The 24,333-nt window shown below is 70.2% G+C and carries 28 protein-coding genes and 1 tRNA gene; 16 read left to right on the top strand and 13 right to left on the bottom strand.

Annotated elements, in window-relative coordinates; all coding sequences use genetic code 11:
• Positions 1–218: 218 nt before the first annotated feature.
• Both cobT and BJ982_RS15245 read right to left on the bottom strand, forming a co-directional pair.
• Positions 219–1,298, bottom strand: coding sequence for a nicotinate-nucleotide--dimethylbenzimidazole phosphoribosyltransferase (gene cobT, locus BJ982_RS15250; protein WP_184880626.1), 1,080 nt, complete (start codon positions 1,296–1,298; stop codon positions 219–221).
• 9 nt (positions 1,299–1,307) lie between these two features.
• A complete protein-coding gene (locus tag BJ982_RS15245) occupies positions 1,308–2,180 on the bottom strand; it encodes a phytanoyl-CoA dioxygenase family protein (RefSeq protein ID WP_203959147.1) in 873 nt (290 codons plus the stop codon).
• A gap of 112 nt (positions 2,181–2,292) precedes the next feature.
• Between BJ982_RS15245 and BJ982_RS15240 the strand changes: the two genes are divergently transcribed.
• A complete protein-coding gene (locus tag BJ982_RS15240) occupies positions 2,293–4,083 on the top strand; it encodes an ATP-binding cassette domain-containing protein (protein ID WP_184880622.1) in 1,791 nt (596 codons plus the stop codon).
• Between the two features lie 84 nt (positions 4,084–4,167).
• Here the strand turns inward: BJ982_RS15240 and BJ982_RS15235 are convergent, their stop codons facing one another.
• Positions 4,168–4,341, bottom strand: coding sequence for a hypothetical protein (locus BJ982_RS15235; RefSeq protein ID WP_184880620.1), 174 nt, complete (start codon positions 4,339–4,341; stop codon positions 4,168–4,170).
• A gap of 365 nt (positions 4,342–4,706) precedes the next feature.
• Between BJ982_RS15235 and BJ982_RS15230 the strand changes: the two genes are divergently transcribed.
• Entirely contained in the window at positions 4,707–5,669 is a 963-nt protein-coding gene (locus BJ982_RS15230; RefSeq protein ID WP_184880618.1) for a hypothetical protein, read from the top strand.
• Between the two features lie 1,625 nt (positions 5,670–7,294).
• Positions 7,295–7,552, top strand: a complete 258-nt coding sequence (locus BJ982_RS15225) for a hypothetical protein (protein ID WP_376697691.1) — start codon at positions 7,295–7,297, stop codon at positions 7,550–7,552.
• 281 nt (positions 7,553–7,833) lie between these two features.
• Here BJ982_RS15225 and BJ982_RS15220 read toward each other — a convergent pair.
• A tRNA-Lys gene (locus BJ982_RS15220) sits at positions 7,834–7,910 on the bottom strand.
• A gap of 125 nt (positions 7,911–8,035) precedes the next feature.
• Between BJ982_RS15220 and BJ982_RS15215 the strand changes: the two genes are divergently transcribed.
• The gene (locus tag BJ982_RS15215; protein WP_184612615.1) at positions 8,036–8,404 is read left to right on the top strand and encodes a PRC-barrel domain containing protein; all 369 of its coding nucleotides are present in this window, start codon (positions 8,036–8,038) and stop codon (positions 8,402–8,404) included.
• Positions 8,405–8,622: 218 nt separating this feature from the next.
• Here BJ982_RS15215 and BJ982_RS15210 read toward each other — a convergent pair whose 3' ends face one another.
• Positions 8,623–9,225 carry a nucleotidyltransferase family protein gene (locus tag BJ982_RS15210; protein WP_184880616.1) on the bottom strand — a complete coding sequence of 201 codons (603 nt, stop codon included), beginning with the start codon at positions 9,223–9,225 and terminating at the stop codon, positions 8,623–8,625.
• A gap of 104 nt (positions 9,226–9,329) precedes the next feature.
• Between BJ982_RS15210 and BJ982_RS15205 the strand changes: the two genes are divergently transcribed.
• From BJ982_RS15205 to BJ982_RS15190, 4 genes are all read left to right on the top strand, one after another.
• A complete protein-coding gene (locus BJ982_RS15205) occupies positions 9,330–9,851 on the top strand; it encodes a DUF1360 domain-containing protein (RefSeq protein WP_184880614.1) in 522 nt (173 codons plus the stop codon).
• Positions 9,848–10,099 carry a hypothetical protein gene (locus tag BJ982_RS15200; protein ID WP_184880612.1) on the top strand — a complete coding sequence of 84 codons (252 nt, stop codon included), beginning with the start codon at positions 9,848–9,850 and terminating at the stop codon, positions 10,097–10,099. The genes BJ982_RS15205 and BJ982_RS15200 overlap by 4 nt, the downstream gene beginning before the upstream one ends.
• Complete coding sequence (locus BJ982_RS15195; RefSeq protein WP_184880610.1) at positions 10,096–10,596, top strand: DUF6328 family protein; 501 nt, start codon at positions 10,096–10,098, stop codon at positions 10,594–10,596. The genes BJ982_RS15200 and BJ982_RS15195 overlap by 4 nt, the downstream gene beginning before the upstream one ends.
• A gap of 196 nt (positions 10,597–10,792) precedes the next feature.
• A complete protein-coding gene (locus BJ982_RS15190; protein WP_181871055.1) occupies positions 10,793–10,942 on the top strand; it encodes a GPGG-motif small membrane protein in 150 nt (49 codons plus the stop codon).
• An 84-nt stretch (positions 10,943–11,026) separates the two neighbouring features.
• On the opposite strand, the gene BJ982_RS15185 is transcribed toward BJ982_RS15190, so the two are convergent.
• Both BJ982_RS15185 and BJ982_RS15180 read right to left on the bottom strand, forming a co-directional pair.
• The gene (locus BJ982_RS15185; RefSeq protein ID WP_239123050.1) at positions 11,027–11,758 is read right to left on the bottom strand and encodes a metallophosphoesterase family protein; all 732 of its coding nucleotides are present in this window, start codon (positions 11,756–11,758) and stop codon (positions 11,027–11,029) included.
• Positions 11,755–12,048: a BON domain-containing protein gene (locus tag BJ982_RS15180; RefSeq protein ID WP_184880606.1), complete on the bottom strand. Its 294-nt coding sequence runs from the start codon at positions 12,046–12,048 to the stop codon at positions 11,755–11,757. The genes BJ982_RS15185 and BJ982_RS15180 overlap by 4 nt, the downstream gene beginning before the upstream one ends.
• Before the next feature lie 266 nt (positions 12,049–12,314).
• On the opposite strand from BJ982_RS15180, the gene BJ982_RS15175 reads away from it, so the two are divergent.
• From BJ982_RS15175 to BJ982_RS15160, 4 genes are all read left to right on the top strand, one after another.
• Positions 12,315–13,553: a glycosyltransferase gene (locus tag BJ982_RS15175; RefSeq protein ID WP_184880604.1), complete on the top strand. Its 1,239-nt coding sequence runs from the start codon at positions 12,315–12,317 to the stop codon at positions 13,551–13,553.
• A 22-nt stretch (positions 13,554–13,575) separates the two neighbouring features.
• Positions 13,576–14,472, top strand: coding sequence for a glycosyltransferase family 9 protein (locus tag BJ982_RS15170; protein WP_184880602.1), 897 nt, complete (start codon positions 13,576–13,578; stop codon positions 14,470–14,472).
• A gap of 168 nt (positions 14,473–14,640) precedes the next feature.
• Positions 14,641–14,895: a hypothetical protein gene (locus tag BJ982_RS15165; protein WP_184880600.1), complete on the top strand. Its 255-nt coding sequence runs from the start codon at positions 14,641–14,643 to the stop codon at positions 14,893–14,895.
• Between the two features lie 11 nt (positions 14,896–14,906).
• The gene (locus tag BJ982_RS15160; RefSeq protein WP_184880598.1) at positions 14,907–15,908 is read left to right on the top strand and encodes an SDR family oxidoreductase; all 1,002 of its coding nucleotides are present in this window, start codon (positions 14,907–14,909) and stop codon (positions 15,906–15,908) included.
• Between the two features lie 626 nt (positions 15,909–16,534).
• On the opposite strand, the gene BJ982_RS15155 is transcribed toward BJ982_RS15160, so the two are convergent.
• The 6 genes from BJ982_RS15155 to BJ982_RS15130 all read right to left on the bottom strand — a co-directional run bounded on the left by BJ982_RS15155 (position 16,535) and on the right by BJ982_RS15130 (position 20,165).
• On the bottom strand, positions 16,535–16,798 hold the full coding sequence (locus BJ982_RS15155; RefSeq protein ID WP_239123049.1) for a DUF4235 domain-containing protein: 264 nt from the start codon (positions 16,796–16,798) through the stop codon (positions 16,535–16,537).
• Positions 16,795–17,244 carry a hypothetical protein gene (locus tag BJ982_RS15150; protein WP_184880596.1) on the bottom strand — a complete coding sequence of 150 codons (450 nt, stop codon included), beginning with the start codon at positions 17,242–17,244 and terminating at the stop codon, positions 16,795–16,797. The genes BJ982_RS15155 and BJ982_RS15150 overlap by 4 nt, the downstream gene beginning before the upstream one ends.
• 101 nt (positions 17,245–17,345) lie before the next feature.
• Complete coding sequence (locus tag BJ982_RS15145) at positions 17,346–17,738, bottom strand: ChaB family protein (RefSeq protein WP_184880594.1); 393 nt, start codon at positions 17,736–17,738, stop codon at positions 17,346–17,348.
• Positions 17,739–17,941: 203 nt separating this feature from the next.
• Entirely contained in the window at positions 17,942–18,232 is a 291-nt protein-coding gene (locus BJ982_RS15140) for a DUF6458 family protein (RefSeq protein ID WP_184880592.1), read from the bottom strand.
• 167 nt (positions 18,233–18,399) lie between these two features.
• Positions 18,400–19,221, bottom strand: coding sequence for a hypothetical protein (locus BJ982_RS15135; RefSeq protein ID WP_184880590.1), 822 nt, complete (start codon positions 19,219–19,221; stop codon positions 18,400–18,402).
• A gap of 431 nt (positions 19,222–19,652) precedes the next feature.
• Positions 19,653–20,165 (bottom strand): RICIN domain-containing protein, encoded by a 513-nt coding sequence (locus BJ982_RS15130; protein WP_184880588.1) that lies wholly within the window; start codon positions 20,163–20,165, stop codon positions 19,653–19,655.
• 1,217 nt (positions 20,166–21,382) lie between these two features.
• Here BJ982_RS15130 and BJ982_RS15125 point away from each other — a divergent pair.
• From BJ982_RS15125 to BJ982_RS15110, 4 genes are all read left to right on the top strand, one after another.
• Positions 21,383–22,453, top strand: coding sequence for a T6SS phospholipase effector Tle1-like catalytic domain-containing protein (locus tag BJ982_RS15125; protein ID WP_184880586.1), 1,071 nt, complete (start codon positions 21,383–21,385; stop codon positions 22,451–22,453).
• Between the two features lie 69 nt (positions 22,454–22,522).
• Complete coding sequence (locus BJ982_RS15120; protein WP_184880584.1) at positions 22,523–23,086, top strand: GNAT family N-acetyltransferase; 564 nt, start codon at positions 22,523–22,525, stop codon at positions 23,084–23,086.
• 267 nt (positions 23,087–23,353) lie between these two features.
• Positions 23,354–24,025 carry an AzlC family ABC transporter permease gene (locus BJ982_RS15115; protein WP_239123064.1) on the top strand — a complete coding sequence of 224 codons (672 nt, stop codon included), beginning with the start codon at positions 23,354–23,356 and terminating at the stop codon, positions 24,023–24,025.
• The gene (locus BJ982_RS15110; RefSeq protein ID WP_184880582.1) at positions 24,022–24,327 is read left to right on the top strand and encodes a branched-chain amino acid transport AzlD family protein; all 306 of its coding nucleotides are present in this window, start codon (positions 24,022–24,024) and stop codon (positions 24,325–24,327) included. The genes BJ982_RS15115 and BJ982_RS15110 overlap by 4 nt, the downstream gene beginning before the upstream one ends.
• Positions 24,328–24,333 lie beyond the last annotated feature (6 nt).

Below are 24,333 nucleotides of genomic sequence, written 5' to 3'. Positions count from 1 at the left end.
AGGCGGCGTCCAATTCCCCGGGATTATGGCGGCCGATTCACCGCACGACACAAGGGATCTTCTCCGGACCCGTATGAGATCTTCTTTCGGCGTATACGGGATCAATGACTGGAGATCACGAAAACGCCGCCCCCGTTTCCTCACGGAGGCGGCGTGCGGGCGGACGGCCCAGGTGCCGGGCGCCGGCCCGGAAGCCGGACGCGGGCCCAGGCGCGGGACTAGGCGTCGAGCGTGGCGACGTCGTCCTTGTCGGTGACGCCCGCCGAGTCGAAGGTGGCCACGTCGCGCAGCGCGCGGGCCGCGCTCTGCACGATCGGCAGGGCCAGCACGGCGCCGGTGCCCTCGCCCAGCCGCAGGTCCAGGTCGATCAGCGGGCGGAGCCCGAGGTGGCGCAGCGTGGCGCCGTGGCCCGGCTCGACGGACCTGTGACCGGCGAAGCACGCCCCGAGCGCGTCGGGCGCGAAGGCCGCCGCGACCAGCGCCGCGGCCCCGGTGATCACGCCGTCCAGCACCACCGGCAGGCGCGCCGCCGCCGCGCCGAGGATGAACCCGGCGATCGCGCCGTGCTCGAACCCGCCCACCGCGGCCAGCACGCCGAGCGGGTCGGAGGGATCCGGCCGGTGCAGGGCCAGCGCGCGGCCGATGACGTCCACCTTGCGCGCGAGCGTCGCGTCGTCGATGCCGGTGCCCCGCCCGGTGACCTCGCCGGGGTCGCGCCCGGTGAAGACCGCGATCAGGGCTGCGGAGGCCGTGGTGTTGGCGATGCCCATGTCACCGGCGGCCAGGCAGCGGACGCCGGACAGCGCGAGGCCCTCGGCGACGTTGATGCCGATCTCCAGGGCCTGGCGGGCCTGGTCGCGGGTCATCGCCGGGCCCTGGGTCATGTCGGCGGTGCCCGGGGCGATCTTGTGGGACAGCAGGCCCGGCACGGCCTCCAGTTCGGCGGCCACGCCGACGTCCACGACCGTCACCCGCGCGCCGGCCTGCGCGGCGAACACGTTCACGACCGCGCCGCCGGCCAGGAAGTTGAGGACCATCTGGGCGGTGACCTCCTGCGGCCACGGCGTCACCCCTTGGGCGTGCACGCCGTGGTCGGAGGCGAAGACGGCGACCGCGGCGGGCTCGGGAACCTCCGGAGGACAGGCGCCCGCGAGCCCGGCCAGCCGCACCGAGACGTCCTCCAGGACGCCGAGCGAGCCGCGGGGCTTGGTCATGCGGTCCTGGCGGGCGCGGGCCTCGGCCATCGCGGCCTCGTCGAGCGGGCGGACGGCGGCGATCGTGTCCTCAAGCTTGCTCACGGTTCCTCCTCAACTGGTCCGTGCAGACTGCCGCCCGGCGGGCCAGCGGGGACGCCGGCAGAACTCTACGGGATCGACCTCGGGCCCCGAGTAGGTGGGCAGCATCGCGCCCAGCGGGGTGCCCCGGAGGGGGTGGCCCGGCTCCTCCCACCAGCCGGCGGGAGGCAGGCAGATCTGGTTGACGTAATGCGCCCTGAACTCGGCGGGCAACGTGCCGAAATGCGGGGCGAACAGCAGGTCTATCGCGGTCCGCATCGATTCCGTCTCATTGGAATGGGTGGCGTGGATCACCCGGACGTCCCCGATGACCAGATCGCCGGGCGCGGCCTCGATATCGATTTCCCCGGACGTTTCCGCGTGGCACACGGAATCAGGACCTTCCGCCTCTATTTCCACGGTGTGCGGCTCCAGAAGGGCGTCGTGGAGGCGGTGGCGCCGCATATGCGTGCCCGGTATCACCCGCAGGCAGCCGTTGCGCCGCGAGGTCGGTTCCAGATAAATCATCACGAATATCTGCGTCGGCTGGGCGACATAACTGCGCGGATGCCCCCAGGCCCACCAGTCCTGGTGCCACCACAGGCCCGGCGAGCGCGGCGGCTTGGCGATGACGTACCCGCTGATCCAGCGAGGGTCGGTGAACCCGAGCGCACCGAAGACGCCGTGCAGCGCGCCGGAGGTGAGGATCTCGGGGACGGGGTGGTCGTCCACGGTGAGCGGCAGCAGGCTGCCGTGGTGGGCGTACCGGGACAGGTGGGCGCCCTCGGCGGCCTTCAGCCGCCGGGCGGCCAGTTCCGCGAGGCGTTCGATAACCGATTGATCAAGCGCTTTCGGCACCAAACAGAAGCCGTTTTCCGCGAGCTGTTCCGCGGGACCTGTGCTCATAAATGCGACCCTCCCTGTAAATATCAGTCGGGGGCCCGACCAACGTAACACCTCGGCTTGTAGATCGGAAGTAGGATAATCGTTCACTCTGGGACGCAGAATTGGATCGGGGATGCACGAGATCATCGAGACCGAGGGCCTGACCCGCGTGTTCCGCGACCGCCCCGCGGTAGACCATCTGGAGCTCCATATCGGCGCCGGAGAGATCTACGGCCTGCTCGGCCCGAACGGCGCCGGGAAGTCCACCACCATCCACATGCTCACCACGCTGCTCACCCCCACCGAGGGCCGGGCGCGGGTGTGCGGCCTGGACGTCGTCCGTCAGGCCGCGCAGGTACGGCGCCGCCTCGGCTACGTCTCGCAGGAGAAGGGCGTGCGCCACCGGCTCACCGGACGCGAGAGCGTCGAGCTGGAGGCCGACCTCAACCACGTCCCCCGCCGGTCACGCGCCCGCCGCGTGGAGGAGGTGCTCGACGTCGTCGGCATGCTGCCCGACGCCGACCGCTTCGTCGCCGAGTACTCCGGCGGCATGCAGAAACGGCTGGACCTGGCCTGCGGCCTGCTCCACCTGCCCGACGTGCTGATCCTCGACGAGCCCACGCTCGGACTGGACGTCCAGTCCCGCCACCGCGTCTGGGACCATCTGCGCGGCCTGCGCGCCCAGGGCGTCACCGTGCTGCTGGCCACCAACTACCTCGACGAGGCCGACCGCCTGTGCGACCGCATCACGATCATCGACGCGGGCCGCGAGGTCGTCACCGGCACCCCGGCCGAGCTCAAGCGCGGCGTGGCCGCCGACACCGTCCACGTGTCCTCCCCCGCGCCCGACCGGCTGCTCGCCGCCGTCGAGGGCGCGCCCTGGGTGCGGCAGGCCACGCTGACCGGCCGCGAACACCTGCGCGTCCGCGTGGACGACGCCGCCAAGGCCGTCCCCGAGATCATGCGCGCGTCCCTGGCCCACGGCATCGACCTGCACGGCGTCACCCACACCGCCCCCACCCTCGACGACGTCTTCCTCCTGCACACCGGCAGAGGGCTCTCCCCCGACTCCGCCGTCCCCGACCTCGACCGCGCGCCACGTCCATCCGCGCCGTCCCCCGCCCCCCTCGACTCCGACGGCGCGGCCCGCCCGTCCCGGCCGCGGACGCAGGAGGTCCTCGCGCTGCTGCGACGCTGGTACCTGGAGGTGAGCAGAGAACGCCTGTCCCTCGCGTTCACGCTGCTCCAGCCGGTGATCTGGCTGGTGTTCCTGGGCGGCGCCATCGCCCGCGCCGTCGACGCCCGCGTGGTGGGCACCGCCGACTACATCGGCTTCATGCTCCCCGGCGTGATCGCCTTCACGATCGTCAGCACCGGGGTCAGCGGCGCCGTCCCCTTACTGTGGGACAAGGAGACCGGCTATCTGAACAAGCTGATGAGCATGCCCATCGCCCGCAGCTCCCTGCTCGTCAGCCGCCTCGCCTTCCAGATGGGCCTCGGCGTGGCGCAGGCGGCGCTGATCCTGCTGGTCGCGGCGGCGCTCGGCGTGCGCCCCGCCGGCGGGATCGCGGGCGGGCTCGTCCTGCTCGCCGTCGCGGCCCTGCTCGCCATGGCCTTCTCCGCGCTGTTCCTGGCCCTGGCCTGCCGCGCCCCCGACCACAACACCTTCTTCGCCATCACCGGCTTCGCGAGCCTCCCGCTGGTCTTCACCACCAACGCCTTCGTCCCCGTCACGGCGATGCCCCCATGGATGTCCATCACCGCCCACCTCAACCCGCTGACCTACGCCATCGAAGCGATGCGAACGCTCGTCGTCCACGGCTGGCGCCCGTCCCTGTACCCCCAGCTCCTCACCCTGACCGCCTTCACCCTCACGGCCCTGACCCTCGGCACCCACGAGTTCCGCCGCCTGTCCCGCCGCTGAACACCTTCGCCAGCTGGCGCCCTGCCTCCACCTCGGCCGGTCAGGGCCGACGAGAGGCGCTCGCTCCTCTGTGCTCGCGCAAGGCTATTTGCCGCGGTTGAGCAGGCTGATGACCCCCAGAAGTGTGGCACCCCCCGCCCCTAGGCCGATGCCGAGCGCCTGTGGCCAGGACGCGTGGTCGGCCAATCTCAGGCCCGTCATGACGGCGGTGACCATCGCGGCGCACAACAACGCCAGTAGAGCGCGTTCCGAGAACATCCGAGTCTCCTTCGTGCTTTCGTTCGCAGGGCTTCGGGCGGGTGCCCGCGTTTTGGGCCGAACCGCCAGTGGACAGCGCTGTGGCTTGCGAGACTTACAGGCTCTGACCCGAGGAGGCCCTGGGGGCCTGTTGTGAGGATCAGCGGTTCGCATCATGACCCTCCAGCGCCATCGACACCTTGTTCGTGTGGTCAAGGTGTAGGCGATCAGCGCGCCGCTGCCCTCGGCCAGAGCCGGAGGAAAAATCTTCCGGATCCAGCGAGGGGAACCCCGGGCCGGCTCCATATAGCGACGGCGTACACCTCAACTGTCTCGGGCCGTGCGCGTCCTCGGCCCCCAACCCCCCGAGGGGAGCGGGTATGTCGATGGCTCATCTCGGACAGCCCGGCGCGGACCAGAGCGAGCTCGATGCCGAGCCTGCCGGTCTAGCGTGCGCCGATCTTGATCGCGACAGCCCTGAGGATCCACAGGCGGTCGAGGAGACCTCGCCTTACGTGGAAATCATGCTGAGCGAGGTTGAGCAGCAACTGGTCGCCGAGGATGAGGAAGAGAGCGAGACAGTCCGACAAGCCCGCCGTGAAGTCGACCAGAAGATCGTCGACCGGGTCCGCAAGGATCTGGAAGCAGGAAACGACGATCTGTTCAAGCGGCTGACCAACCGGCTGCTCGGCTACGCTTTACCGATCTTGAGCGCCTGGGTGGGGTCGAGAGAGATCTTCGGCAAGGTGAACACGCTGCGCCAACAGGCTAATCGCACCTTGGTTCAGCGTGGCGCACGACAGATGCCGCTGATACGCAGTAATAACGACGACTGGCAGGCGTGGTCGAAGGATGACATCGACCAGATAGTTATTGATCTTGTGGATGAGGGGGTGACGCGCTTCCGTCGGACGGTGGAAGCAGGCCAATGGGACCACAGCCGCGGCGCGTCATTGAACACTTACTTCATCGGCGCTTGCCTGCTGAGCTTCGAAAAGGTCTACCGGCGCTGGCGTAAGCAGAAGCGCTTGGACCGGTACGCCCGGGGGGTCGGTCTGATCGAGGACCTCGCCCTCATAGAGCCGGTCTTTCAGCCGGCGTTCGGCCGCGCTCCTGAGTCTCAGGCCGTCATGGTCGATGAGATCACACGGGCCATGGCCACGATCAAGGACCTTCAGGTGCGCCAGCTGCTCTGGTACCAGATGCAGGGCTACACCCAGAAGGACGCCGCCGCACTGGTCGGCCTGAGTCCCAAAGCCGCCGAAGGGCGTCTCGGTCGTATCCGCAGAAGGCTTGCGGCGGACGACGTCCAGCGTCCCCCCGCACGTACCGATGGCACGGAGAGGTGACTGCCATGAGTGATCGAGACTTTCGGTGTGTTGCCGAGCCTGAGGGCATACAACTCGGCGTGCCCGTTCGTGACGAATTCGACGATCTATTGGACGCTTCGTCCCTAGGCAGTCCAGCCGCCCGGCGAATCCAGGACCTTGTCCCGCCCACAAAACTGAAGCGGGCCCAAGAGCACGTCCACGGCAGGCGCCCGCGCCATCGGCCCGGAGATATCGATGACCTCGTTCTCCTGCTGGTCAAGATCTGTGCCGGCGCGCAGAGGCCGAGAACCTGGATGACCACCTTTGCCGAGCATGGTGGGTCCGTCGAAACCGTTGGATGCCCGAGTGGCTTCTTGCCGGCTACATCGCTTCGACGCTGGCCGTCCGTCACGGAGAAGACATGTCGTGGGTCAAGAGAGCGTGACGTGATCATGGCGTCGCCTGCTCTTGAACTGGCCACCGCCACGACTCCTGCACTGCGGACTCTGATGACATTCATCAAACAACCAGGCAACGCGGCCCGCATGTTACGGCGCCTGGTGAACCAGGGAATAGTTGCGGACGTCCGCTCCGACGTCGCTCGCGACATTGTGACGACAGCCTTCTCCAGTGCTGCCGGGGCCTCCTCCGTGTTGCCCCTGGCATGCGCTGCCGCATGGGAATCCACCTTCAAAAGGTACGATCAGCGAATGGCGTCCGCCGACGCTGACGACTGGTCCCTCAGCACGAACCCGCCTGCCACCGATCCTGGCGACCCCTCGCGAATGTTCGCTGTGAATACCATGGCCGACGGCAGGACGGATCAGATCCCGGTGAGCTCTCATGACGGCAGCCACCGAAATGCCATGAGAGATCTACGCCCGTTCATGATCTGGCAACACGTCGAGGACCCGAGGTTGTCGCCACGGGATCGATTCGATCGTTCCAGCGCTCTTGGCGGTGTCGTCGAACTCGGCCGGATGATGCCCTCGATCCGCCGTCTGGTCCTACACCGCGTGATCCGTTCCGACACGCGCCCCTTGCCGGCACCTGAAGGAGTGAAGTGGGTGCAAATGATGGCGCGGAGGCGAAGCCGAATCATGCAGCTTTCCCTACGAGCGACAGAGCTCACCGCACGGAGCGAGATCCCACTACCCGGCATCCCGGCTTCCCTAGATCGACCGACGACACTTCTCTGCCTCCGAGAAGCCATTAGTCTGCTGGGTGCTCCGGACAGCAACCTTGCACTATCAGCCACTGACATCGCGTCGGCGCTGCTATGGCTCGACTGTCAGACCGTCTATTCGATTTCGGCTGGGACTTGGGGCCACCCAGCACTGCCACCGTTTTCGGATAATACGGAGAGTCCGCAATACCGCTCCGCCCTCTTCATGTTCGACGGTTCTGCCGCTACGCCATCATCCACGGGATTGGCCGTTCCCTTACTCCCGGCTCCAGAAGAGTCCCTCAAGTACGCCCAAAGGATACTTCGTACCGCTTTGGAGATGGTCAGGTTCAGACCAGATACCACCGGTCGCGAGAACAACGAAAGCCTATCGGGCTCTTCCTTCACCGCTCGGGACGAAGACCGTGATCACCACGCTGCAGCGCCGACGGCACGGGCCGGCCAGTTCGCTGACGACCCCGCATCGTCCCTAGAACCTATGACCGACGTGGAGCGGAAAGGCGCGCAGGAGGCGCAGAAGACAGAGGAGGCGGGTCTGCTGCTGCTGTCCGAGAAGAGCGGCCTGCTGACACCTGTGGAAATCGCGACCGTATATGGCGTGGATCGTAAGACGTCGACGCGCTTGGGGAAAGCCGGACGCCTCGCGTGGGGCCGGACTTCGGATGGTCAACGTCGCGATCGGCCGGACGACGCGCGAGTTCTCCTGGGAGGGATTCCGCAACTCGGAGATGACTAAGGCGCCGTTGTCGACGTGTCCGCCTAGCGGCCCCAGTCAGTCGCCTGCTGGGCGGCCCGTTCGATGATGCGAGCGCGTCTTGAGTGCTCGGTTTTCGTCGAGAGCGCTCAGTGGCGGCCGATGGGCGCGCTGGACCGGCCACCGACGTGAGTATCGGGCAAATGCACCCTGGCCGTGCCGGCTGACCTTGGGCTACGCGGCGCCCGAACGGGCGCCAAGCCCCCAGGCGCCCCAGATACGATGCGGCACCTTCCGATCTTCGGAAGGTGCCTGGTGACCGATGGTGCGCCGCCAGGGACTCGAACCCCGGACCCGCTGATTAAGAGTCAGCTGCTCTGACCAACTGAGCTAGCGGCGCTTGGTCCCTCTAGCGTAGCGGCACAAAGAGGGTGCCCGTGACATTGGTGCGGCGGTGGACGTTTGGCGGCGGGAGCGCGGGTAGACGGACTGAGCCCGACGAATCAAATCGAAGGGAGAGGCAAAGTGCAGAAGGATCTCTGGAGCTACAGCCCGACCGTCTCCGGCGCGCACCAGAGCTTCGACGTGGTCGGATACCACGTCGAAGCGACGGACGGCCGGATCGGATCCGTGGACGAGGCCACCTATGAGGTGGGCGAGAGCTACCTCATCGTGGACACCGGCCCGTGGATCTTCGGCAAGAAGGTCATGCTCCCGGCGAGCACCGTCACGCAGATCGACCCGCAGGAGAAGAAGGTCTTCCTGAGCCGTACCAAGCAGGAGATCAAGGACGCTCCCGAGTTCGACGACGCGAGATTCAAGGAACCCGAGTACCGCAGCCAGGTCGGCGACTACTACGGTCGCTTCCCTTACGGCGGGACGGGCGCCTTCTAGCCGGCGATCCCCCTGCAGGGAGCCCGACGAAGGGTGAGGCCGCGCCCCCAGGGGCGCGGCCTCCGTCGTGTCCGAGGGTCCGAGGGTCCGTTCGTCCGTTCGTCCGTTCGTCCGGGTCCGATGGCGGCGGGCCGGAGCCGGTGCCCGGCCGGGCGGGAAACGCGAAACCCGCCCGCCGAACGTCGTAGCGACGTCTCCGGCGAGCGGGGTCCGCGAGGTCAGGGCCAGCGGGTGTCGGGGGGTTCCGGGGGTGGTTTGGGGCAGGCGACGCCCAGGCGGTCGAGCAGGGTCAGGAAGGTGGAGGCGTACGGGGAGACCGAGACGACCTCGGCCACGCGGTCCCAGTTCACCTGCTCCCTGAGCGCTCGCACCTGCGGCAGGATGGACCCGTAGTCGCAGCTGTGCTCGGACATCGGCATGATCCACGAGATGACCAGGTCGGTGGCGTCCAGCACGGGCAGGCTCAGCGCCGCCGTGTTGATCATGTCGGCCCGTGAGATCATCTCGGCGGTGATGGGGCGTTCCTCGATCCTGAAGATCAGGTCGACGAGCCTGTCCTCCTCGTCGAACGCCTTGACCAGCCAGTCCTCGGGCGGCCGTGCCGTGCGGAACCCGTGCCCCCTGAGGGTCTCCAGGGCGCGGGGCACGTCCTCCTCGACGAGCACGAAGTCGACGTCGTGCAGCGACGGCGCCGCGCCTCTGGCGTAGGCCGCGCAGCCGCCGGCGAGCGCGAACCGCACGCCCTCGGCTTTCAACGCCGACCCCGCGCGCTTGAGCGTGTCGATGATCGCGTCGGTGACCTCATGCGTGTGACTTCCCAAGGCTCACCCCCATCTGAAGCGCGTTGGTGAAGATCTTGGCTACCCGCCTTCTTCCAGCTCAAACACGGGGCATGGGCGCGCCCCCTGAGGGTACTCGGCGCTCTATGACCAATTCTGTGACGAATACGCTTCGTAAGGAGGAACGGGCCTACGAGAACGGAACCGATCGGCCGCTCGGCTCCTACCTGCGCATCCTGACGGTGTACGGGGGCGCGGTGGCGGGCCTCGTCGGGCTCGGCCGGCTGGTCGGCGCGAGGCCGCCGGAACGGATCGCCCCGCTGGACCTCGTGCTGATGGGGCTGACCACGCACCGGATGTCCCGCACCCTCAGCAAGGACCCGGTGACGAGCCCGCTCCGTGCCCCCTTCACACGGTACGCCGGGGTGAGCGGCCCTGCCGAACTGAAGGAGGAGGTTCGCGGCCACGGCGTCAAACACGCCATCGGCGAGCTGGTGACCTGCCCGTTCTGTCTGGCGCAGTGGGTGGCGACCGCGTACGCCGCCGGCATGGTGTTCGCGCCGGGCCTGACCCGGCTGGCCGGGGCGACCATGTCGGCCGTCGCGGTCTCCGACTGGCTCCAGCTCGCCTACGCGCGCCTCATGAAGGCGACCGAGGAGGGCTCATGAAGAAGTTGTCACCGCCCGGCACGACGCTGACGGCGTTACGCAGGAACCGCTACGCCAAGCTGCTGGAGATCACCCTGCTGGGGCTGGTCACCTGCACGATGCTCGCCGTGACGGCGGGGCTGGCGGGCGTGGTCTGGCTCACGCTGCTGCTGGGCCTGATGGCTTATGCCGCGCTGGCGGGCTGCCTGTTCGCCGCGCGCCGGATCGTCCGTTCGCAGAGGTTCGAGAGATCCAGGTATCACCGATGACGTTGAGTGACATGGCGGGACAGGAGTCGGACGAGACCCACAAAGAGCGGGTCGACCGCGAGCTCGGGGAGTTACTCCAAGGGCTGCGCGTGGCCGCCACGGGCGTGCAGGTGATGTTCGCGTTCCTGCTCACCCTCCCCTTCTCCACAGGCTTCGACAAGGTCGACTCATCCGGGCGGTGGCTGTTCTACATCGCCATGCTGAGCGCCGCCGTCGCCTCCATCTGCTTCATCGCCCCCGCGACCCAGCACAGGATCCTGTTCCGCACGAAGCTGAAGGAGATGATGCTGCACCGGGCCAACCGGCTCGGCGTCGTCGGCGGCATCGCCCTGGCGATCGCGATGTCCTGCTCGACCGGCCTGGTCGTGGAGGCGTTCCTCGGCGTGCTGCCCGCCGCGCTCCTGGCGGCGGGAGTGGCGGGACTGAGCGGCTGGCTGTGGTTCGTGCAGCCGCTGGTGTCGCGCTACCGGCGCCGTGAGCCGCTGCGGGAGGTCTGAGGACGGGCCGCGGTCATCGCACGGCAGGGGGCGTCTCCCGATCCCGGGAGGCGCCCTTCGGCGTACGGGAGGGGCGCCGACATTGTTTTCCCTGTTCAGGACGCTCGTTGGGCATGACGTTGACCTGAACCTGTCTAGAGGAAGAGTTGATCCGCCAACACGTTAAGGTCGGATTTGTCAGGGCAGTTGCACCGGCATGGGAACACTACTCTGGATCATCGCCGTCGTACTGGTCATCGCCGGGATTTACGTGATCCTGGCTCGTCGCGATCTCCTCTGGGGGATCGTCCTCATCGTCCTCGGCTTCCTCGTCGGCCCGGGCGGCGTCAGCATTTTTCATCCATAGCGGTACCACCGGCCCCAGTCCGGGGCATTCAGGACGCGGAAACGGCGAACCGGGACGCCCGGTTCGCCGTCCGCGTGCAGGCGGTCAGCAGTTGTCGGACTCGTCGCCCAGGCAGTACACCGCGTACGCCCGCTGCAGCACCGGCAGGGCCACGTTGCGCACCCGGACCCCGCCCGGGGTCACGCCCTTCTCCACCCCGGCGTGCGCGTGGCCGTGGACGAACAGGTCGGCGCCCTCGGCGTCGACGGCCTCGGCGAGCAAGTAGCTGCCGAGGAACGGGTAGATCTCCGGGGGCTCGCCCGTCAGCGTGTCCTTGACGGGGGAATAGTGGCTGAGCACCACCCGGTGGTCGGTGTCCAGGCCCTTCAGCGCCTTGTGCCACAGGTCGGCGATCTCACGGGTGTGGCGGACGAACGCCTTCATCTCCGGCTCGCCGAACTCGCTGGCGCACTTGCCGGCGAACCCCCCGCAGAACCCCTTGCCGCCGACGACGCCGAGCCGGACGTCCCCGCAGGTGATGACCGTGGAGTCGTCCTGCAGCACCTGGATGCCCGCCTCGCGCAGCACGTCCACGATCTCGTCCTCGGCGTCGGACTGGTAGTCGTGGTTGCCGAGCACGGTGACGACCGGCACGGGAAGGTCGCGGAACTCCTCGGCGACGATGCGCCCCTCGTCCGGCGTGCCGTGGCGGGTCAGGTCGCCGGCCACCAGGAGGACGTCGGCGCGCTCCTCGATACCCTCCAGTCTGCGGCGGTACCTGCCGCGGATGTCCTCACCCAGGTGGACGTCGCCGACGGCGGCCACTCTGATCCTCACAGGGTCTCCTCCTCTCCCGGCTCCCTGACCTCGACCACGGTCACCTCGTTGCGGACCGTGAGCCATGGCGCGTTCTCCGCGGCGACCGCCGCCACCTGCGCACGGCGCTCGGCGCCCTCCACCTGGCCGCGCAGGAAGAGCTGATCGCCCCGGATGTCCACCCGGATGCCCAGCTCGTAGGTGCGCTCGTCCTCCGCGAGAGCCCGTTGCACGCGCGCGGCGACGTAGTGGGGAGCGTCGTGGTGCGAGGCGACGTGATCCTCCACGTGGTGTGGTGCCTCGTGGGACATCTCCACCCCCTCCGTTCGAATCCTGGTCTCGCCGTGCCCGTCGAGGGGGCGGCGAAACCGGGGAGAGGTTTGGTCCTCGTTTCTCAGGATAGAACCGCGCCTTAGCGAAGTCGTCCAGGACGTACGCGCCACGGCGCCGGCGCGTGCGGGCCTCTCCGAATCCGGCGCGCGCGCTCGCCCGCCCGGGCTCGCCGGGCGTCCCCCTCCTGCGCTCCGTGACCCCCGAGCCAGGTGATCGGCCCTGTGCGGCCCCCTGGAGGAGACCGGTGAAGGTAGCAATGGTGTCCGAGCACGCGAGTCCCCTGGCCGTGCCGGGAAGCGTGGACTCCGGCGGCCAGAACGTCCACGTCGCGGCGCTGTCACGGGCCCTGGCGGCCCTGGGGCACGAGGTCGCCGTCTACACCCGCAGGGACGACCCCGGCCTGCCCGAGACGGTGGAGCTGGCCCCAGGGGTGTCGGTGACGCACGTCCCCGCCGGTCCCCCGGCCAGGATCTCCAAGGACGAGATCCTCGCCCACGTCCCCGATCTCGCGCACTGGCTGCGCCGCCGCTGGATGTTCCGGCCGCCGGACGTCGTGCACAGCCACTTCTGGATGAGCGGGCTCGCCGCGCTGGCCGCGGCCCGCGACCCCGGCGTGCCCGTCGTCCACACCTTTCACGCCCTGGGCGTGGTGAAACGGCGCCACCAGGGGGCCGAGGACACGAGCCCGTCCCAGCGTCTCAAGGCCGAGGCCGTCGTCGCCCGCGGGGTGGCGAGGGTCGTGGCCACCTGCGCCGACGAGGCCGCGGAGCTGGCGGCCATGGACGTGCCGCGGCAGGCGGTCGCCGTCGTGCCGTGCGGCGTGGACTGCGCGGAGTTCGGCCCCGCCGTCCCGGCCGCGCCGCGCCCGAGCGGGCCGCGCCTGCTGTCGATCGGGCGCCTGGTGCCCCGCAAGGGCGTCCAGACCATCATCGAGGCCCTGCGCCTGATCCCGGACGCCGAGCTGATCGTCGCGGGCGGGCCCCCGGCGGCGGAGCTCGACGGCGACCCGGAGGTCACGCGGCTGCGCCGTGCCGCGTCCGAGGCGGGGGTGGCCGGGCGGGTGCGCTTCGTCGGTCAGGTCTCCCACGAGAAGGTGCCGGCGCTCATGCGGTCCTGCGACGTGGTGGTCTGCGTGCCGTGGTACGAGCCGTTCGGCATGGTGGCACTGGAGGCCATGGCCTGCGGGCTGCCCGTGGTGGCCTCGGACGTGGGCGGGCACCGCGAGACGGTGGCCGACGGGCGCACCGGCGCGCTGGTGCCGCCCCGCGACCCGCGGGCGCTGGCCACGGCCGTGAACACCATGCTCGCCGACCCCCGGCTGCGCGCCGCCTACGGCAGGGCGGGCGCGCGGCGGGCCCGCGCCCGCTACGCCTGGCCGAGGATCGCCGCCGCGACCGCCGCCGTGTACGAGAACGTGTGCGGGAACCTGCGGGAGAACATCGTCGCGGCGGGTGTCCTCGGAGCGGGAAGGAAGGCGTCATGACCGCCGGGAGGGCCTTAGGACGATGAGCGTCGCCCTGGTGCTGCGCGCGCCCGGCGTCGGTGAGCTGCTCACCGCCGTCCCGGCCCTGCGGGCGCTGCACCGGGGCGGGCTGAGCGTCGTGCTGGCCGTCCCCGGCGAGCTGCGGGACCTCGCCCTGCTGTCCGGGGCGGTGGGCGGGGTGATCCCCACACGTGGCCAGGAGGCGATCGCCTGGGACGGCAGGCGGCTGGACCTGGCCGTGAACATGCGCGGCCGGGACCCGCGGAGCCATCGCGCGGCGATGGACCTGCGGCCCCGGCGCCTGTGGGCGTTCGCCCACCCCTCGGTGCCCTGGTCGAAGGGGCCGCAGTGGGACGAGGACGAGCACGAGGTCGCCCGCTGGTGCCGGCTGGTCACCTGGTACGGCTCGCGCGCCGACCCGGCCGACCTGGCGCTTCCCGTACCCCGCGCGCGGAACCCGTGGCCGGGCTCCGTGGTCGTCCATCCGGGCCGCGCGGGCCCGGAGGGGCGCTGGCCGCACGAGCGCTTCGCCCAGGTCGCCAGAGAGCTCGCCGGGGACGGGCTGCGGGTCGTCGTCACGGGCAGCCGGCGCGAGCGTCCCCTGGCGCTGCTGGTCGCCGCCCAGGCGGGGCTGTCGCCGCGCGCGGTGCTCGCCGGGCGTACGACGCTCGTCGAGCTGTGCGCCCTGGTGGCGGGGGCCCGCCTGGTGGTCAGCGCGGACACCGGGATCGCGCACGTCGCGACGGCGTACGCCACGCCCTCGGTGGTGGTCTTCTGCGCGGGCTCCCCCGCCCGCTGGGGGCCGCCGGCCGACCGGCCCTGGCACCGGGTCCTGACAGGCCACGGCGAACCCTCGGAGGTGCCGGCGGACCAGGTGGTGACGGCGGCCCGCGAACTGCTCGCCGCCTCCGTGCCGTGACCGCGCCCTCATCACCCGCGGGCGGCCTGGTCGTTTGGGCCCCCGGCTCCGCGGTAGTGGGAGGACGGACCCACACGCCGGGAAGTATCCGGCGAGCGATCACCCGGAGGGCACATGACGTCTGATTTGTCGGGTATGGGGAAGGTCCATCGGGAAGGGGGACGGAAGATGTACGAGACTCCTGAACAGCGGTCCGAGACCGGAAAGCCCATGGTCACGGCCACACCACGCGACGTCGTCCACATTCGCCTGGCGTCGTTCGTCATCTTCCTCGCGTTCGCCGTGGGAGTGATCAGCCTGGTCGCCGGGGCGCCGATCCCGGCCATCATCGCCGCCGTGGTGATCGTGGCGGCCGCCGTCGACGTCACCATCGCCGTCAGGCGGCAGCGCCGCCTCGGCACCGGCCCGCGATCCACCGGCTGAGGAGCGCCCGCATGCTGGAAGGAAAGGTCGTCGTGGTGACCGGCGCCAGCGGTGGCGTCGGCCGGGCGGTCGTCAGGATCCTCGGCGAGAAACGCGCCAAGGTCGCGCTCATCGCCCGGGGCGAGACCGGCCTGGCCGCCGGCGCCACCGAGGTCGGCGCGGCCGGCGGCACGGCCAAGGTCTTTCCCGCCGACGTCGCCGACCATCGGCAGGTCGAGGCCGCCGCCGACGCCGTCGAGGAGCAGCTCGGCCCCATCGACGTGTGGATCAACGTCGCGTTCTCCTCCGTGTTCGCCCCGTTCGACGAGGTCGAGCCGGAGGAGTACGAGCGGACCACCGCCGTGACCTACCTCGGCTACGTCTGGGGCACCCGGGCCGCGCTGCGGCGGATGCGGCCCCGGAACAAGGGCGTCATCGTGCAGACCGGCTCCGCCCTCGCCTACCGCGGCATTCCCCTGCAGTCGGCGTACTGCGGGGCCAAGCACGCGATCAAGGGCTTCACCGAGTCGGTCCGCACCGAACTGCTGCACGCCCACAGCGACGTGAAGATCACCATGGTGCAGCTTCCCGCGGTCAACACGCCGCAGTTCGACTGGGTGCTGTCCCGGCTGGGCCGCCACCCGCAGCCCGTGCCGCCGATCTTCCAGCCGGAGGTCGCCGCGCGGGCCATCGTGTACGCGGCCGAGCATCCGTCGCGGCGCGAGTACTGGGTGGGCGGCAGCACGGCCGCCACGATCATCGGTGAGCGGATCGCGCCCGGACTGATCGACCGCTACCTGGGCAAGACGGGCGTCAACTCGCAGCAGACCGACGAGAAGCAGCCGACCGGCGTGGCCAACCTCTGGGAGCCCGCCGACGAGGACCGCGACTACGGCGCCCACGGCAGCTTCGACCGGCGCTCCAAGGACCGCAGCCTCCAGGTCTGGCTCTCCCAGAACCGCACCCGCCTGGCCGCCGCCCTGCTCACCACGGCCACCGCCGCCCTCGCCCTCCGCGCCACCCGCAGACGCTGACGCGATCCGCGACCCACGCGGCCCTTCCTCGCTTGACGGGAAGGGCCGCCTTTCGTGTCCCCTCATGCGAGTCCCGCGCCGCGAGCGCGAAGCCGGCAGGGCGCCCGTAGCCAGGCGTCGAGCGTAGTGAGGTTCATCGCAGGAGGCGGCTCGCCACGCACCGGATACTTCGCGGTCGCCGTGACGGCTTCTCGCCGGCGGAGTCTGCTGCCAAAAAAGTGATGTGCTTCTCAGGGCCGATGTCTGCCCAGAGGGAGGCCGTAGTTCGCGGAGGTCGCGCTGCGGCTGTTCTCGCGGCGGGCGCCAAAGATGCCCGGGTCAGGAAGTGTGTGCGCATCGGCGTGCGCGCCGCCCCGGGGTTCAGGGGGGAGGCGCGCATTTCGGTCCTGGAGGCGGAGGCCGGGCGGCTCGTCTTCCACGACGCCACCCGGCTCCTCCATCACGAGCCTGCTTCTCCGCTCGGCGCCGGCCACCTCGTCATGGCCGACTCCGGGGGCGGCGAGTTCCGCCTCGATCGACCGGCCCGCACGGCCCCGGGATGGGTAACCCCGGCCAGGCGGGTTCCAGGTCGGTCTCCTGGGCCAGGCGAGTTCCGGGTCGGGCTCCCCCGCCGCGCGGCCTTCGGGTCAGTCGCCAGGCCAGGTGCCGGTGGCGTTGTGGATGCCCTCGGCGGTGGCGCGGTCGATGGCGGCCTTGACGACGCCGAAGATGGCGCCCTGGATCGCCGCCGCGACCAGGACCTCGCTCCAGCCGTACTGCGAGGAGGTGGCCTGGGGCGCGTCGCCCTTGCCCGCGGCCACCTTCCACACCTGCTTGAAGACCACGCCGGAGATGTAGCCGCCCAGCATGCCGGACAGCGCACCGACGGACCTGTAGGCGAGCTTCTTCACTTCCTGTTCTTCCTCCGCACCGCGCGCCAGACGAGCAGCAGACCGGCCGCGGCGGCGGCGGCGAGCCACGGGCGGTTCCTGGCGCCGGCGACGACCTTGTCGGCCGCGTCCTTGACCTCGGGGGGCATGGCCTCCCTGGCCCTGCCGGCGAGCTCCCCGGCCTTATCGCCGGCCAGGGTGGCCAGCTCGCCCGCCTTGCCGTTGGCCTTGACGGCCAGGTCACCGGCCTTGTCGCTCATCTTCGCGGCGAGGTCGCCGGCCCTGTCACCCGCCTTGGCGGCGAGCTCCCCGGCCTTCTCGCCGGCCTTCGACGCCAGGTCCGCGGCCTTCGCTCCGGCCGCGGACGCCGCGGTCCCCGCCTGGTCGCCCGCCTTGGTGGCGAGTTCGGTCGCGCCGCCCTTCACTCCGGCCAGCGCGTCCTTAGCGCGATCCGTGGTATCCGCCATCGTGTCCTCCTTTGCCATGGACCCCCGCTACCCCTGAGCCGAGGGCTCTAACTGGCTTTCCGGCGGGCGCGCCGGACCGGAGGACCGTCGCGGGCCGCGGGTCAGCGCGCCTTGGCGGTGGCCCTGCGGTTGGCCTTCTTGATGGCCTCGACGAGCTGGTCCTTGCTCATCTTGGAGCGGCCTTCGACGCCGAGCCTGGCCGCGACCTTGTAGAGGTGCTGCTTGCTGGCGTTGGCGTCCACGCCCTCGGCGGTGTGCCCGGGTTCCGGCGTGCTGCGCGCGGCCTGGGCGTCCGAGGGGCCCTTCCGGCCCTTCGGCTCCCAGTGGTCGCCGACCTTCTCGAACGAGTGCTTCAGCGCGGCGAAGGCGGTCCTGTGCGCGCGCTGCCCCTCGCCGTAGGTCTTCACGGCCGAGTCGTGGGCCTTGATCCACGTCTCCTGCGCCTTCTTGGGCGACCGCTCGAGCGTGGACGGGAGTTCCTGCTTTCCGGGCATGTGGTGTCCCTCCTCGAAACCGCGCCGGGTGTGCCGGGCGGGTGCCGCCGCGGGCATGGCGGATGACCTACGTCTTCATTCCCTCGGCGGCGGCCCGCCGTCGCGGGCCGCCGAATCCTTGGGAGAAACCGGCCGTCCAGCCGACCGTGTCATGACATCGCATGACAGTTGCCCATGACGCACCGCACCGCGCGGCGCTCCGGTCAGACGATGGGGTCGTCGTAACGGCGCTCCTCGTAGACGTGGGTGGTCCGCGCGGTGTCCACCGGGGTCACCGGGCCGGCCGTGCCGACAGGGGTCACCGGGGTCGTGCGCGTGACGGCGGTCCGGCGCACGCTGTTCAGGCGCCAGATGCCGAAGATCAGTCCCACGATGCCGCCGAGCATGAGGATCACACCGACGACGTTGATGTCGACCCCGGCGAGGTCGAACTCGACGGCCCACGTGAGGATGGCGCCGAGCATGATCAGGAAGATGCTTCCGGCGATGGTCATGGATGCCTCCTTCGCTCCTCAAGCCCCCCTACTTTCCTCCGTGCGAATCTCAAACGTCGGGGTGCCCGGCCGCCGCCCCCGCGCGTGCCCGCGATCCGAGGTGAGCCCCATGAAGCGCTGCGACCCTGTCGGGCGGGTCCGACGCGCCAGCCCGGTTCGGCCGGCGGCTAGAACAGCCCCTGAGTCTTGCCGGCCTTGGCGAACTTCTGGGCCCGCGCGTACAGCTCATCGCGTATGGGGGCCGGCGGGCTGAATCCGTCCGCGTGACGGGTGAGGAACCGCTCGGTGATTTGCTTGCGGGTCGCCGGCGCGCTGGCCCGCTGGTATTCGGGCGTGGCCAGCAGCTCGGCAGCCAGCTCATCGAGGCGGTCATCGCCGATCTGGGCATACGCCGCTTTGGCCAGTTCCTCGGCCCGGTCGTAGGCGATGCGGAGCGCTTCCCATTCGACTCCCCGCGGGGTGTCCGGCGGGATCGCCAGGCTGCCGGTCCGGTGCCGGGCTCCTGCCTTGGCGGCCCGGAACTCCGGGTTGGCCAGCAGCGCCTCGACGAGTTCGGTGGTGAGCCGCTCGCGCTCCTCCTCGGTGAGCCGGCCGTCTTCGTCCTCGGCGTCGTCCGGCGACTCCTCGTCCTCGGCGAGCTGCTGCCACTCGGCGTACCAGCCGGCGCGATGCTTCCAGAAGTGCACGATGCCGTTCGTGGCGAACGCGACGCTGAGCTGACCGATCTGCCCTTTGCGCTTGAGCAGGTGCTCGGGCGGATCGTCGACCTCGTACTCGTCATCGCCGGGGTCGAACGGTGCGGCCTTCAGGTAGAGCACCCCGCCGCCGAGCTTGCGCGCCAGAGCCAGGAACCCGGGCAGATCCAGCACGTCCGGGGCCAGGCACACCTCCGCCCCGAGGGCATGCCCAGGAACGGCGGGCACCAGCGTGAGCGAGGCGGTATCGGCGAACTCGGCGACCGACCGGGCGAGCTTGGCGAGGCTGTCCACGAGCGCACCGTAATCACCCCGAGTGGCGGGCCGCCGCCGTGATCGCTCCCCAGGGCTCCAGCTATCCGCCTTCCAGTGCGACGACACGGGGCATGGCGAGCATCCGAACGAAAAGTCCCGTTAGTAGAGCAACGGTGAACGACTTAGCGTGACTTTCCGTTCGCATGTACCTCACGATCCCGTTTCCGCACGTAGGAGCGTTGAGGTTCTGCGAACACGTGTCGGACGGTGCCTGAGCTGGAGACTTACAGAACCTCCTGGGTCAGGCATTCAAAGCGGGAGCGTGGGGTGCGGCCCGTAGCTCTTCCAGATCGGGGATGTGGTTGTTTGGAAAAAGCGGATCCCCCGGCCCTCACGAGCCGGGGGATCGATCGTGCAGAGAGCCGCTAAATCAGGGGATGATCAGCGGGAAGGCATCGCCGAAAGGGAACTCAGTAGCCGAACTTCCAGTTGTGGTACACACCTCCAGAGCCGATTGGTGCGATGGAGACGTGACCGGACCGGTCGCTCTCCAGCACAGACCCCGACCCGCTGTGGCCCACTGTCCAGACGTTTGACTGCGACCCGTTGATATTCCATCCCAGGAATCCCTGACCGCAAGGCGTGGTGTAGGCGTAGCCGAAGCCCAGGTCGTCGGTGGTGCCTGCCAGGCACCGTCCCGTGGCGACGTTCTGGAACCGGGTAGGACCCCCAAACGGATAGTTCGTGCGCCACTTTTGGTGGTTGTTGTTCTGGGGCACGCTGCAGGCCAGGGTGTAGACCTCCCCGGCGAAGTTGCTGTCCAGACACAGCCCCGTCTCCCAACTGCGGAGAATGGACACGGTTTCCGCGTGGGCCGGCGTGGCGATGATGGCGGTCGATGCGAGAATCGCCCCCATCGGAACAAGGCGCAGACCAGCGCGCATCGCACGTCGCGCGCGGGATGACTTGCCTGCCGTAGGCATGGCATCTCCTTCTCTTAGAGTCTGGTCGAGGCACGACCGCGGCCGAGTAAGGGGCGGACGCGATGTACCCGGCGACGGCACTGCGGGCACTTATCACCGACGACACCGGCCCGCCCGATAGCAAGCCGCCGGCGTGGCCATGAGGCGGTCGATGCGAGAATCGCCCCCATCGAAATGAGCGCGGACCGCTGCGCATCGCGCCCCCCTCGTGAAAGTGCCCGTGATCTCAATAAAGCCGGGAACGGGGCCTGCGATCAACAACGGATCGGTGTAAGTCCGACAGGCTGCGCCTGTCGATCCTTTCCATGCGCGTCAACGCGCTGGAGCCATACGAGCGCGGGGCTCGGTGACGTGCCTTACGGCTCCTGCGCTGGATCGCCCGACCAGACCGAACCCCGCTCCCATTACCGACTCCCTCACCAGAACCGGCGGATCCCTGACCACCCTGCGACGATCGGCCCTCGCACTCCCGCCGCCGGGCCTGCAAGTTCTCACGTGGCCGCCTCGCTATCTCTGAGGAACTCAACTGGCATAGCCCCCGAAGCAAGGGCAGTCCAGGCGTTCCGGGCGAGCAGATCCTCGACGGTGTGACCGAGATCATCCCGACCGCCGTCCACCGGCCCGCCAGCGCCCCGGCCAGCGGCGGCGCGCTCGCGCTCCCGGCCCCGGGCAGCTCGACCTATTCGACGTCCCCGGACCCGGCCCGGCACCGCAGCAGTTGCCCGCCTGGTGATCCGCGCGGACGGGTGGCCACCCGGGTATCTGCCTAGGCAGCTACCTAGGTGTTTGCCTATGCAACTACCTAGCTGCATAGGCGCCCGTTCAGGTGGACGCGCGGGGGGTTTTCCGACACGCCTACGCGCGCGCGTGCGAGGGGCTTTCCCTTGACCAGGACCCCTTGACCGGGCAGTCGGCCCGCGCGCACGCGCGCGTTGGTCTCCTGGCGAAACTGGCGAAACCTCGGCCTTGGAGGGTGGTGGAGCGCGCCAGGACGGGGAGGGTTTCGTGGGTTTCATGAGGCACTCGCGCGCTCGCATGCGCGGGGAAATTTCGGGACTTTCGGGACGCCTCAACGCGCGCGGGCGCGGGGAGTTTCACGACTTTCGCGCGGCCTTTGCTGGACACGGGCGCCGCTTCTCCCCGTCGGCGAGGCCCGCGAGCTGTAGTTTTGAGGCGCGCGCAGAGCAACGCTCATCGGCCGCGACGGTGGAGATGGTGTGGCACGGAACATAGTCCTCTGCTTCGACGGGACGGGTCTTCAGCTCACCGCACGAGGGAGCAGCAACGTCGTCCTGCTCTACGAGATGCTCGACCTCGGCGATCCCGCGCGGCAGATCGCCTACTACGACCCCGGCGTCGGCACCATCGCCGCCCCCGGCGCGTGGACTCCCCTGGCGCGCAGGCTCTCGCGGCTGTTCGGGCTGGCGTTCGGGGTGGGGCTGAAGGACAACCTCGCCGAGGCGTACACCTACCTCATGCGGCACTACGAGCCGGGTGACCGCGTCTTCCTGTTCGGCTTCAGCCGGGGGGCGTACACCGCCCGCGCGCTCGCCGGCCTGCTCAAGGCCGCGGGCCTGCTGCGCCCCGGCGCCGAGAACCTGGTGCCGTACGCCGTGCGGGTCTACACCAAGAACCGGACGTGGTCCCCGGACGACTGGGCCCAGCTCCACCGCTTCGCCCGGGCGTTCAGCGAGCCGGTGGACGGCCGCTACGGCATCCCCGTCACGTACATGGGCCTGTGGGACTCGGTCAAGGCGGCGGGCGTCCTGCGGTGGGACATGCGCTGGCTCTACACCCGGCAGATCCCGAACGTCCGCAGGGTGCGGCACGCGGTCTCGATCGACGAGTGGCGCGGGCCCTTCGCCGAGTATCTGATCACCACGCCGCCGGAGTGCGAGAGCCGTGTCCCCCGCGTCGTGGAGGAGGCGTGGTTCGCCGGCGTCCACTCGGACGTGGGGGGAACGTTCGAGGACGACGCCGCGCTCTCGACGATCGCGCTGAAATGGATCGTGGACGGCGCGGTGGACTCGGGGCTGCTGGTCAAGCCGAGGGTCTACGTCAAGACGCTGACGCTCACCCGCGCCGACGCGCTGGGGAAGATCCACCGGCTGGGCTGGGCCTGGACCCTGCTCACCTACCGGCGCAGGCGGGTGCCGCCGCGCGCCCGGGTCCACGACAGCGTGCGCGCCAGGACGGCGTGCGACTCCGGGTACGCGCGGCGCGTCCCGCCGGACGTGGTGTGGGTCGACGACGACTGGCTCACGGTCCGCGCGACGATCCCGGGCTGATCTGAGACCCGGCGCGGCCGTTATTGCGTTGCCCGGGCACGGGTGCGGGTGGTAGCCACTGGACCCGTGATGTTCAGCGACAAACCCACTCTGACCGGCGAGCGGGTCGCGCTGTGCCCGGTGGGACCCGAGCACGTCGACGGCCTGTGGGAGCTCGTGAGCGACCCCGAGACCCGGCGTCTCACCGGCTCGCACGCGCCGGCCGACCGCGGGGCGGTGGCCCGGTGGTACGCGAGCCGCCGCGCCCACGTCGACCGGCTCGACCTCGCCATCTGCGACGCCGAGGACGGCGCCTACGTCGGCGAGGTCGTACTCAACGAGCTCGACCCGGAGAACCTGGCGTGCAACCTGCGGATCGCCCTGGTCGGCCCGCGCGCCTACGGCAAGGGGTACGGCACCGAGGCCCTCCGCCTCACGCTCGCCCACGCCTTCGAGGAGGTGGGGCTGCACCGGGTGAGCCTTGAGGTCTTCGCGTTCAACGCGCGGGCCCGCCGCGTCTACGAGAAGGTCGGCTTCGTCCGGGAGGGTGTGCTGCGGGACGCGCTCCGCTGGGACGGCGCGTGGCACGACGCGATCGTCATGTCCGTCCTCGCGCCGGACTGGAAGGCCCATCGGGGCCGTCCGCCGCACTGAGCGGGCTCCCCGCGCGGGGGACGGGCCGGACGGCCGGCCATCCGAACTCCGCAATACCGACAAAAACCGTATTTTGCCCGCAGCGCGGCCGGTCGTGTTGACTCACGCGGAGCGGTCGACCCCGGCACGCACGGCCCCCCACGGACGTCCCCGTGCCCTCCCCCAGGCACCAGGCAGCGAGGAACTCCCCTGAACACCGAAACCCCCGGCCCGCGCGACGCGGCCGGCCCCGCACCCGGCGACGAGTGGCCCGCCACCCGGGCCGCGATCCTCCGCGACGCCGCCGGGATCGCCCTGACCAGCGGGGCCTACGCCGTCTCCTGCGGCGCGATCTGCACGGCCGCCGGGCTCACCGTCCCGCAGACCATGGCGCTGTCCCTGCTGATGTTCACCGGCGCGTCGCAGTTCGCCATCGCGGGTGTGATCGGCTCCGGCGGCGCCCCGCTCGCCGGGGCCGTCGTCGCCGTGCTGCTCGGCGGGCGCAACGCCCTGTACGGCCTGCGCCTCGCGTCCCTGCTGCGGGTCAGGGGGGCGCGCAAGGCGCTGGCCGCGCACCTGGTGATCGACGAGACCACCGCGATGGCCGTCGTCCGCGAGGACGAGCGGGCCGGGCGGCTCGGCTTCTGGGCGACCGGCTTCGCCCTGTTCGTCATGTGGGGGCTCGGGAACCTGCTCGGCGCGCTCGGCGCCCAGGTGCTGCCCGAGCCGGAGGTGCTCGGCATGGACGTCGCCGCGCCCGCCGCCTTCCTGGCCCTGCTGGCCCCGCGCATGCGCGGCGGGACCCCGTGGGCGGCGGCGGTGCTGGCGTCGGGGACGGCGCTGATCGCCACGCCGCTGCTGCCCGCCGGCGTCCCCGTTCTCCTCGCGGGCGCCGCCGTGGCCGTGCTCGCCCTGTTCCTGCGGCGCGCCGCCGCGCCGTCCGCCGAGGAGAGCCGATGATCTGGTACGCCGTGATCGCCGCCGCCGTGGGCTGCTACCTGTTCAAGCTGGCCGGGCTGTCGGTGCCCGAGCGGATCCTGAGCGACCCCCGCACGCGGCTGATCGCCGCGCTGCTCCCGGTGGGCCTGCTGGCCGCGCTGATCGCCACCCAGACGTTCGTCTCCGCCGACCACCGTCTCACGCTGGACCCGCGCGCCGCGGGCCTCGGCGTGGCTGTGATCGCGATCCTGCTCCGGGCGCCGTTCCTGATCGTCGTCGGGGCGGCGGTCGCCACCACGGCGCTGCTCCGCCTGGTGCTGTGAGGTCTA

It is taken from the genome of Sphaerisporangium siamense, from assembly GCF_014205275.1.
GTDB lineage: Bacteria > Actinomycetota > Actinomycetes > Streptosporangiales > Streptosporangiaceae > Sphaerisporangium > Sphaerisporangium siamense.
Note: the sequence above shows the minus strand (reverse complement) of the source record. Positions and strands in the feature narration are given on the sequence as shown.

Coding starts and splice junctions, on each gene's coding strand:
- BJ982_RS15245 (WP_203959147.1), bottom strand. CDS start 2,180: ATGAGCACAGGTCCCGCGGAACAGCTCGCGGAAAACGGCTTCTGTTTG.
- BJ982_RS15240 (WP_184880622.1), top strand. CDS start 2,293: ATGCACGAGATCATCGAGACCGAGGGCCTGACCCGCGTGTTCCGCGAC.
- BJ982_RS15235 (WP_184880620.1), bottom strand. CDS start 4,341: ATGTTCTCGGAACGCGCTCTACTGGCGTTGTTGTGCGCCGCGATGGTC.
- BJ982_RS15230 (WP_184880618.1), top strand. CDS start 4,707: ATGGCTCATCTCGGACAGCCCGGCGCGGACCAGAGCGAGCTCGATGCC.
- BJ982_RS15225 (WP_376697691.1), top strand. CDS start 7,295: ATGACCGACGTGGAGCGGAAAGGCGCGCAGGAGGCGCAGAAGACAGAG.
- BJ982_RS15205 (WP_184880614.1), top strand. CDS start 9,330: ATGACCAATTCTGTGACGAATACGCTTCGTAAGGAGGAACGGGCCTAC.
- BJ982_RS15200 (WP_184880612.1), top strand. CDS start 9,848: ATGAAGAAGTTGTCACCGCCCGGCACGACGCTGACGGCGTTACGCAGG.
- BJ982_RS15195 (WP_184880610.1), top strand. CDS start 10,096: ATGACGTTGAGTGACATGGCGGGACAGGAGTCGGACGAGACCCACAAA.
- BJ982_RS15190 (WP_181871055.1), top strand. CDS start 10,793: ATGGGAACACTACTCTGGATCATCGCCGTCGTACTGGTCATCGCCGGG.
- BJ982_RS15180 (WP_184880606.1), bottom strand. CDS start 12,048: ATGTCCCACGAGGCACCACACCACGTGGAGGATCACGTCGCCTCGCAC.
- BJ982_RS15170 (WP_184880602.1), top strand. CDS start 13,576: ATGAGCGTCGCCCTGGTGCTGCGCGCGCCCGGCGTCGGTGAGCTGCTC.
- BJ982_RS15165 (WP_184880600.1), top strand. CDS start 14,641: ATGTACGAGACTCCTGAACAGCGGTCCGAGACCGGAAAGCCCATGGTC.
- BJ982_RS15160 (WP_184880598.1), top strand. CDS start 14,907: ATGCTGGAAGGAAAGGTCGTCGTGGTGACCGGCGCCAGCGGTGGCGTC.
- BJ982_RS15150 (WP_184880596.1), bottom strand. CDS start 17,244: ATGGCGGATACCACGGATCGCGCTAAGGACGCGCTGGCCGGAGTGAAG.
- BJ982_RS15145 (WP_184880594.1), bottom strand. CDS start 17,738: ATGCCCGGAAAGCAGGAACTCCCGTCCACGCTCGAGCGGTCGCCCAAG.
- BJ982_RS15140 (WP_184880592.1), bottom strand. CDS start 18,232: ATGACCATCGCCGGAAGCATCTTCCTGATCATGCTCGGCGCCATCCTC.
- BJ982_RS15130 (WP_184880588.1), bottom strand. CDS start 20,165: ATGCCTACGGCAGGCAAGTCATCCCGCGCGCGACGTGCGATGCGCGCT.
- BJ982_RS15120 (WP_184880584.1), top strand. CDS start 22,523: ATGTTCAGCGACAAACCCACTCTGACCGGCGAGCGGGTCGCGCTGTGC.
- BJ982_RS15110 (WP_184880582.1), top strand. CDS start 24,022: ATGATCTGGTACGCCGTGATCGCCGCCGCCGTGGGCTGCTACCTGTTC.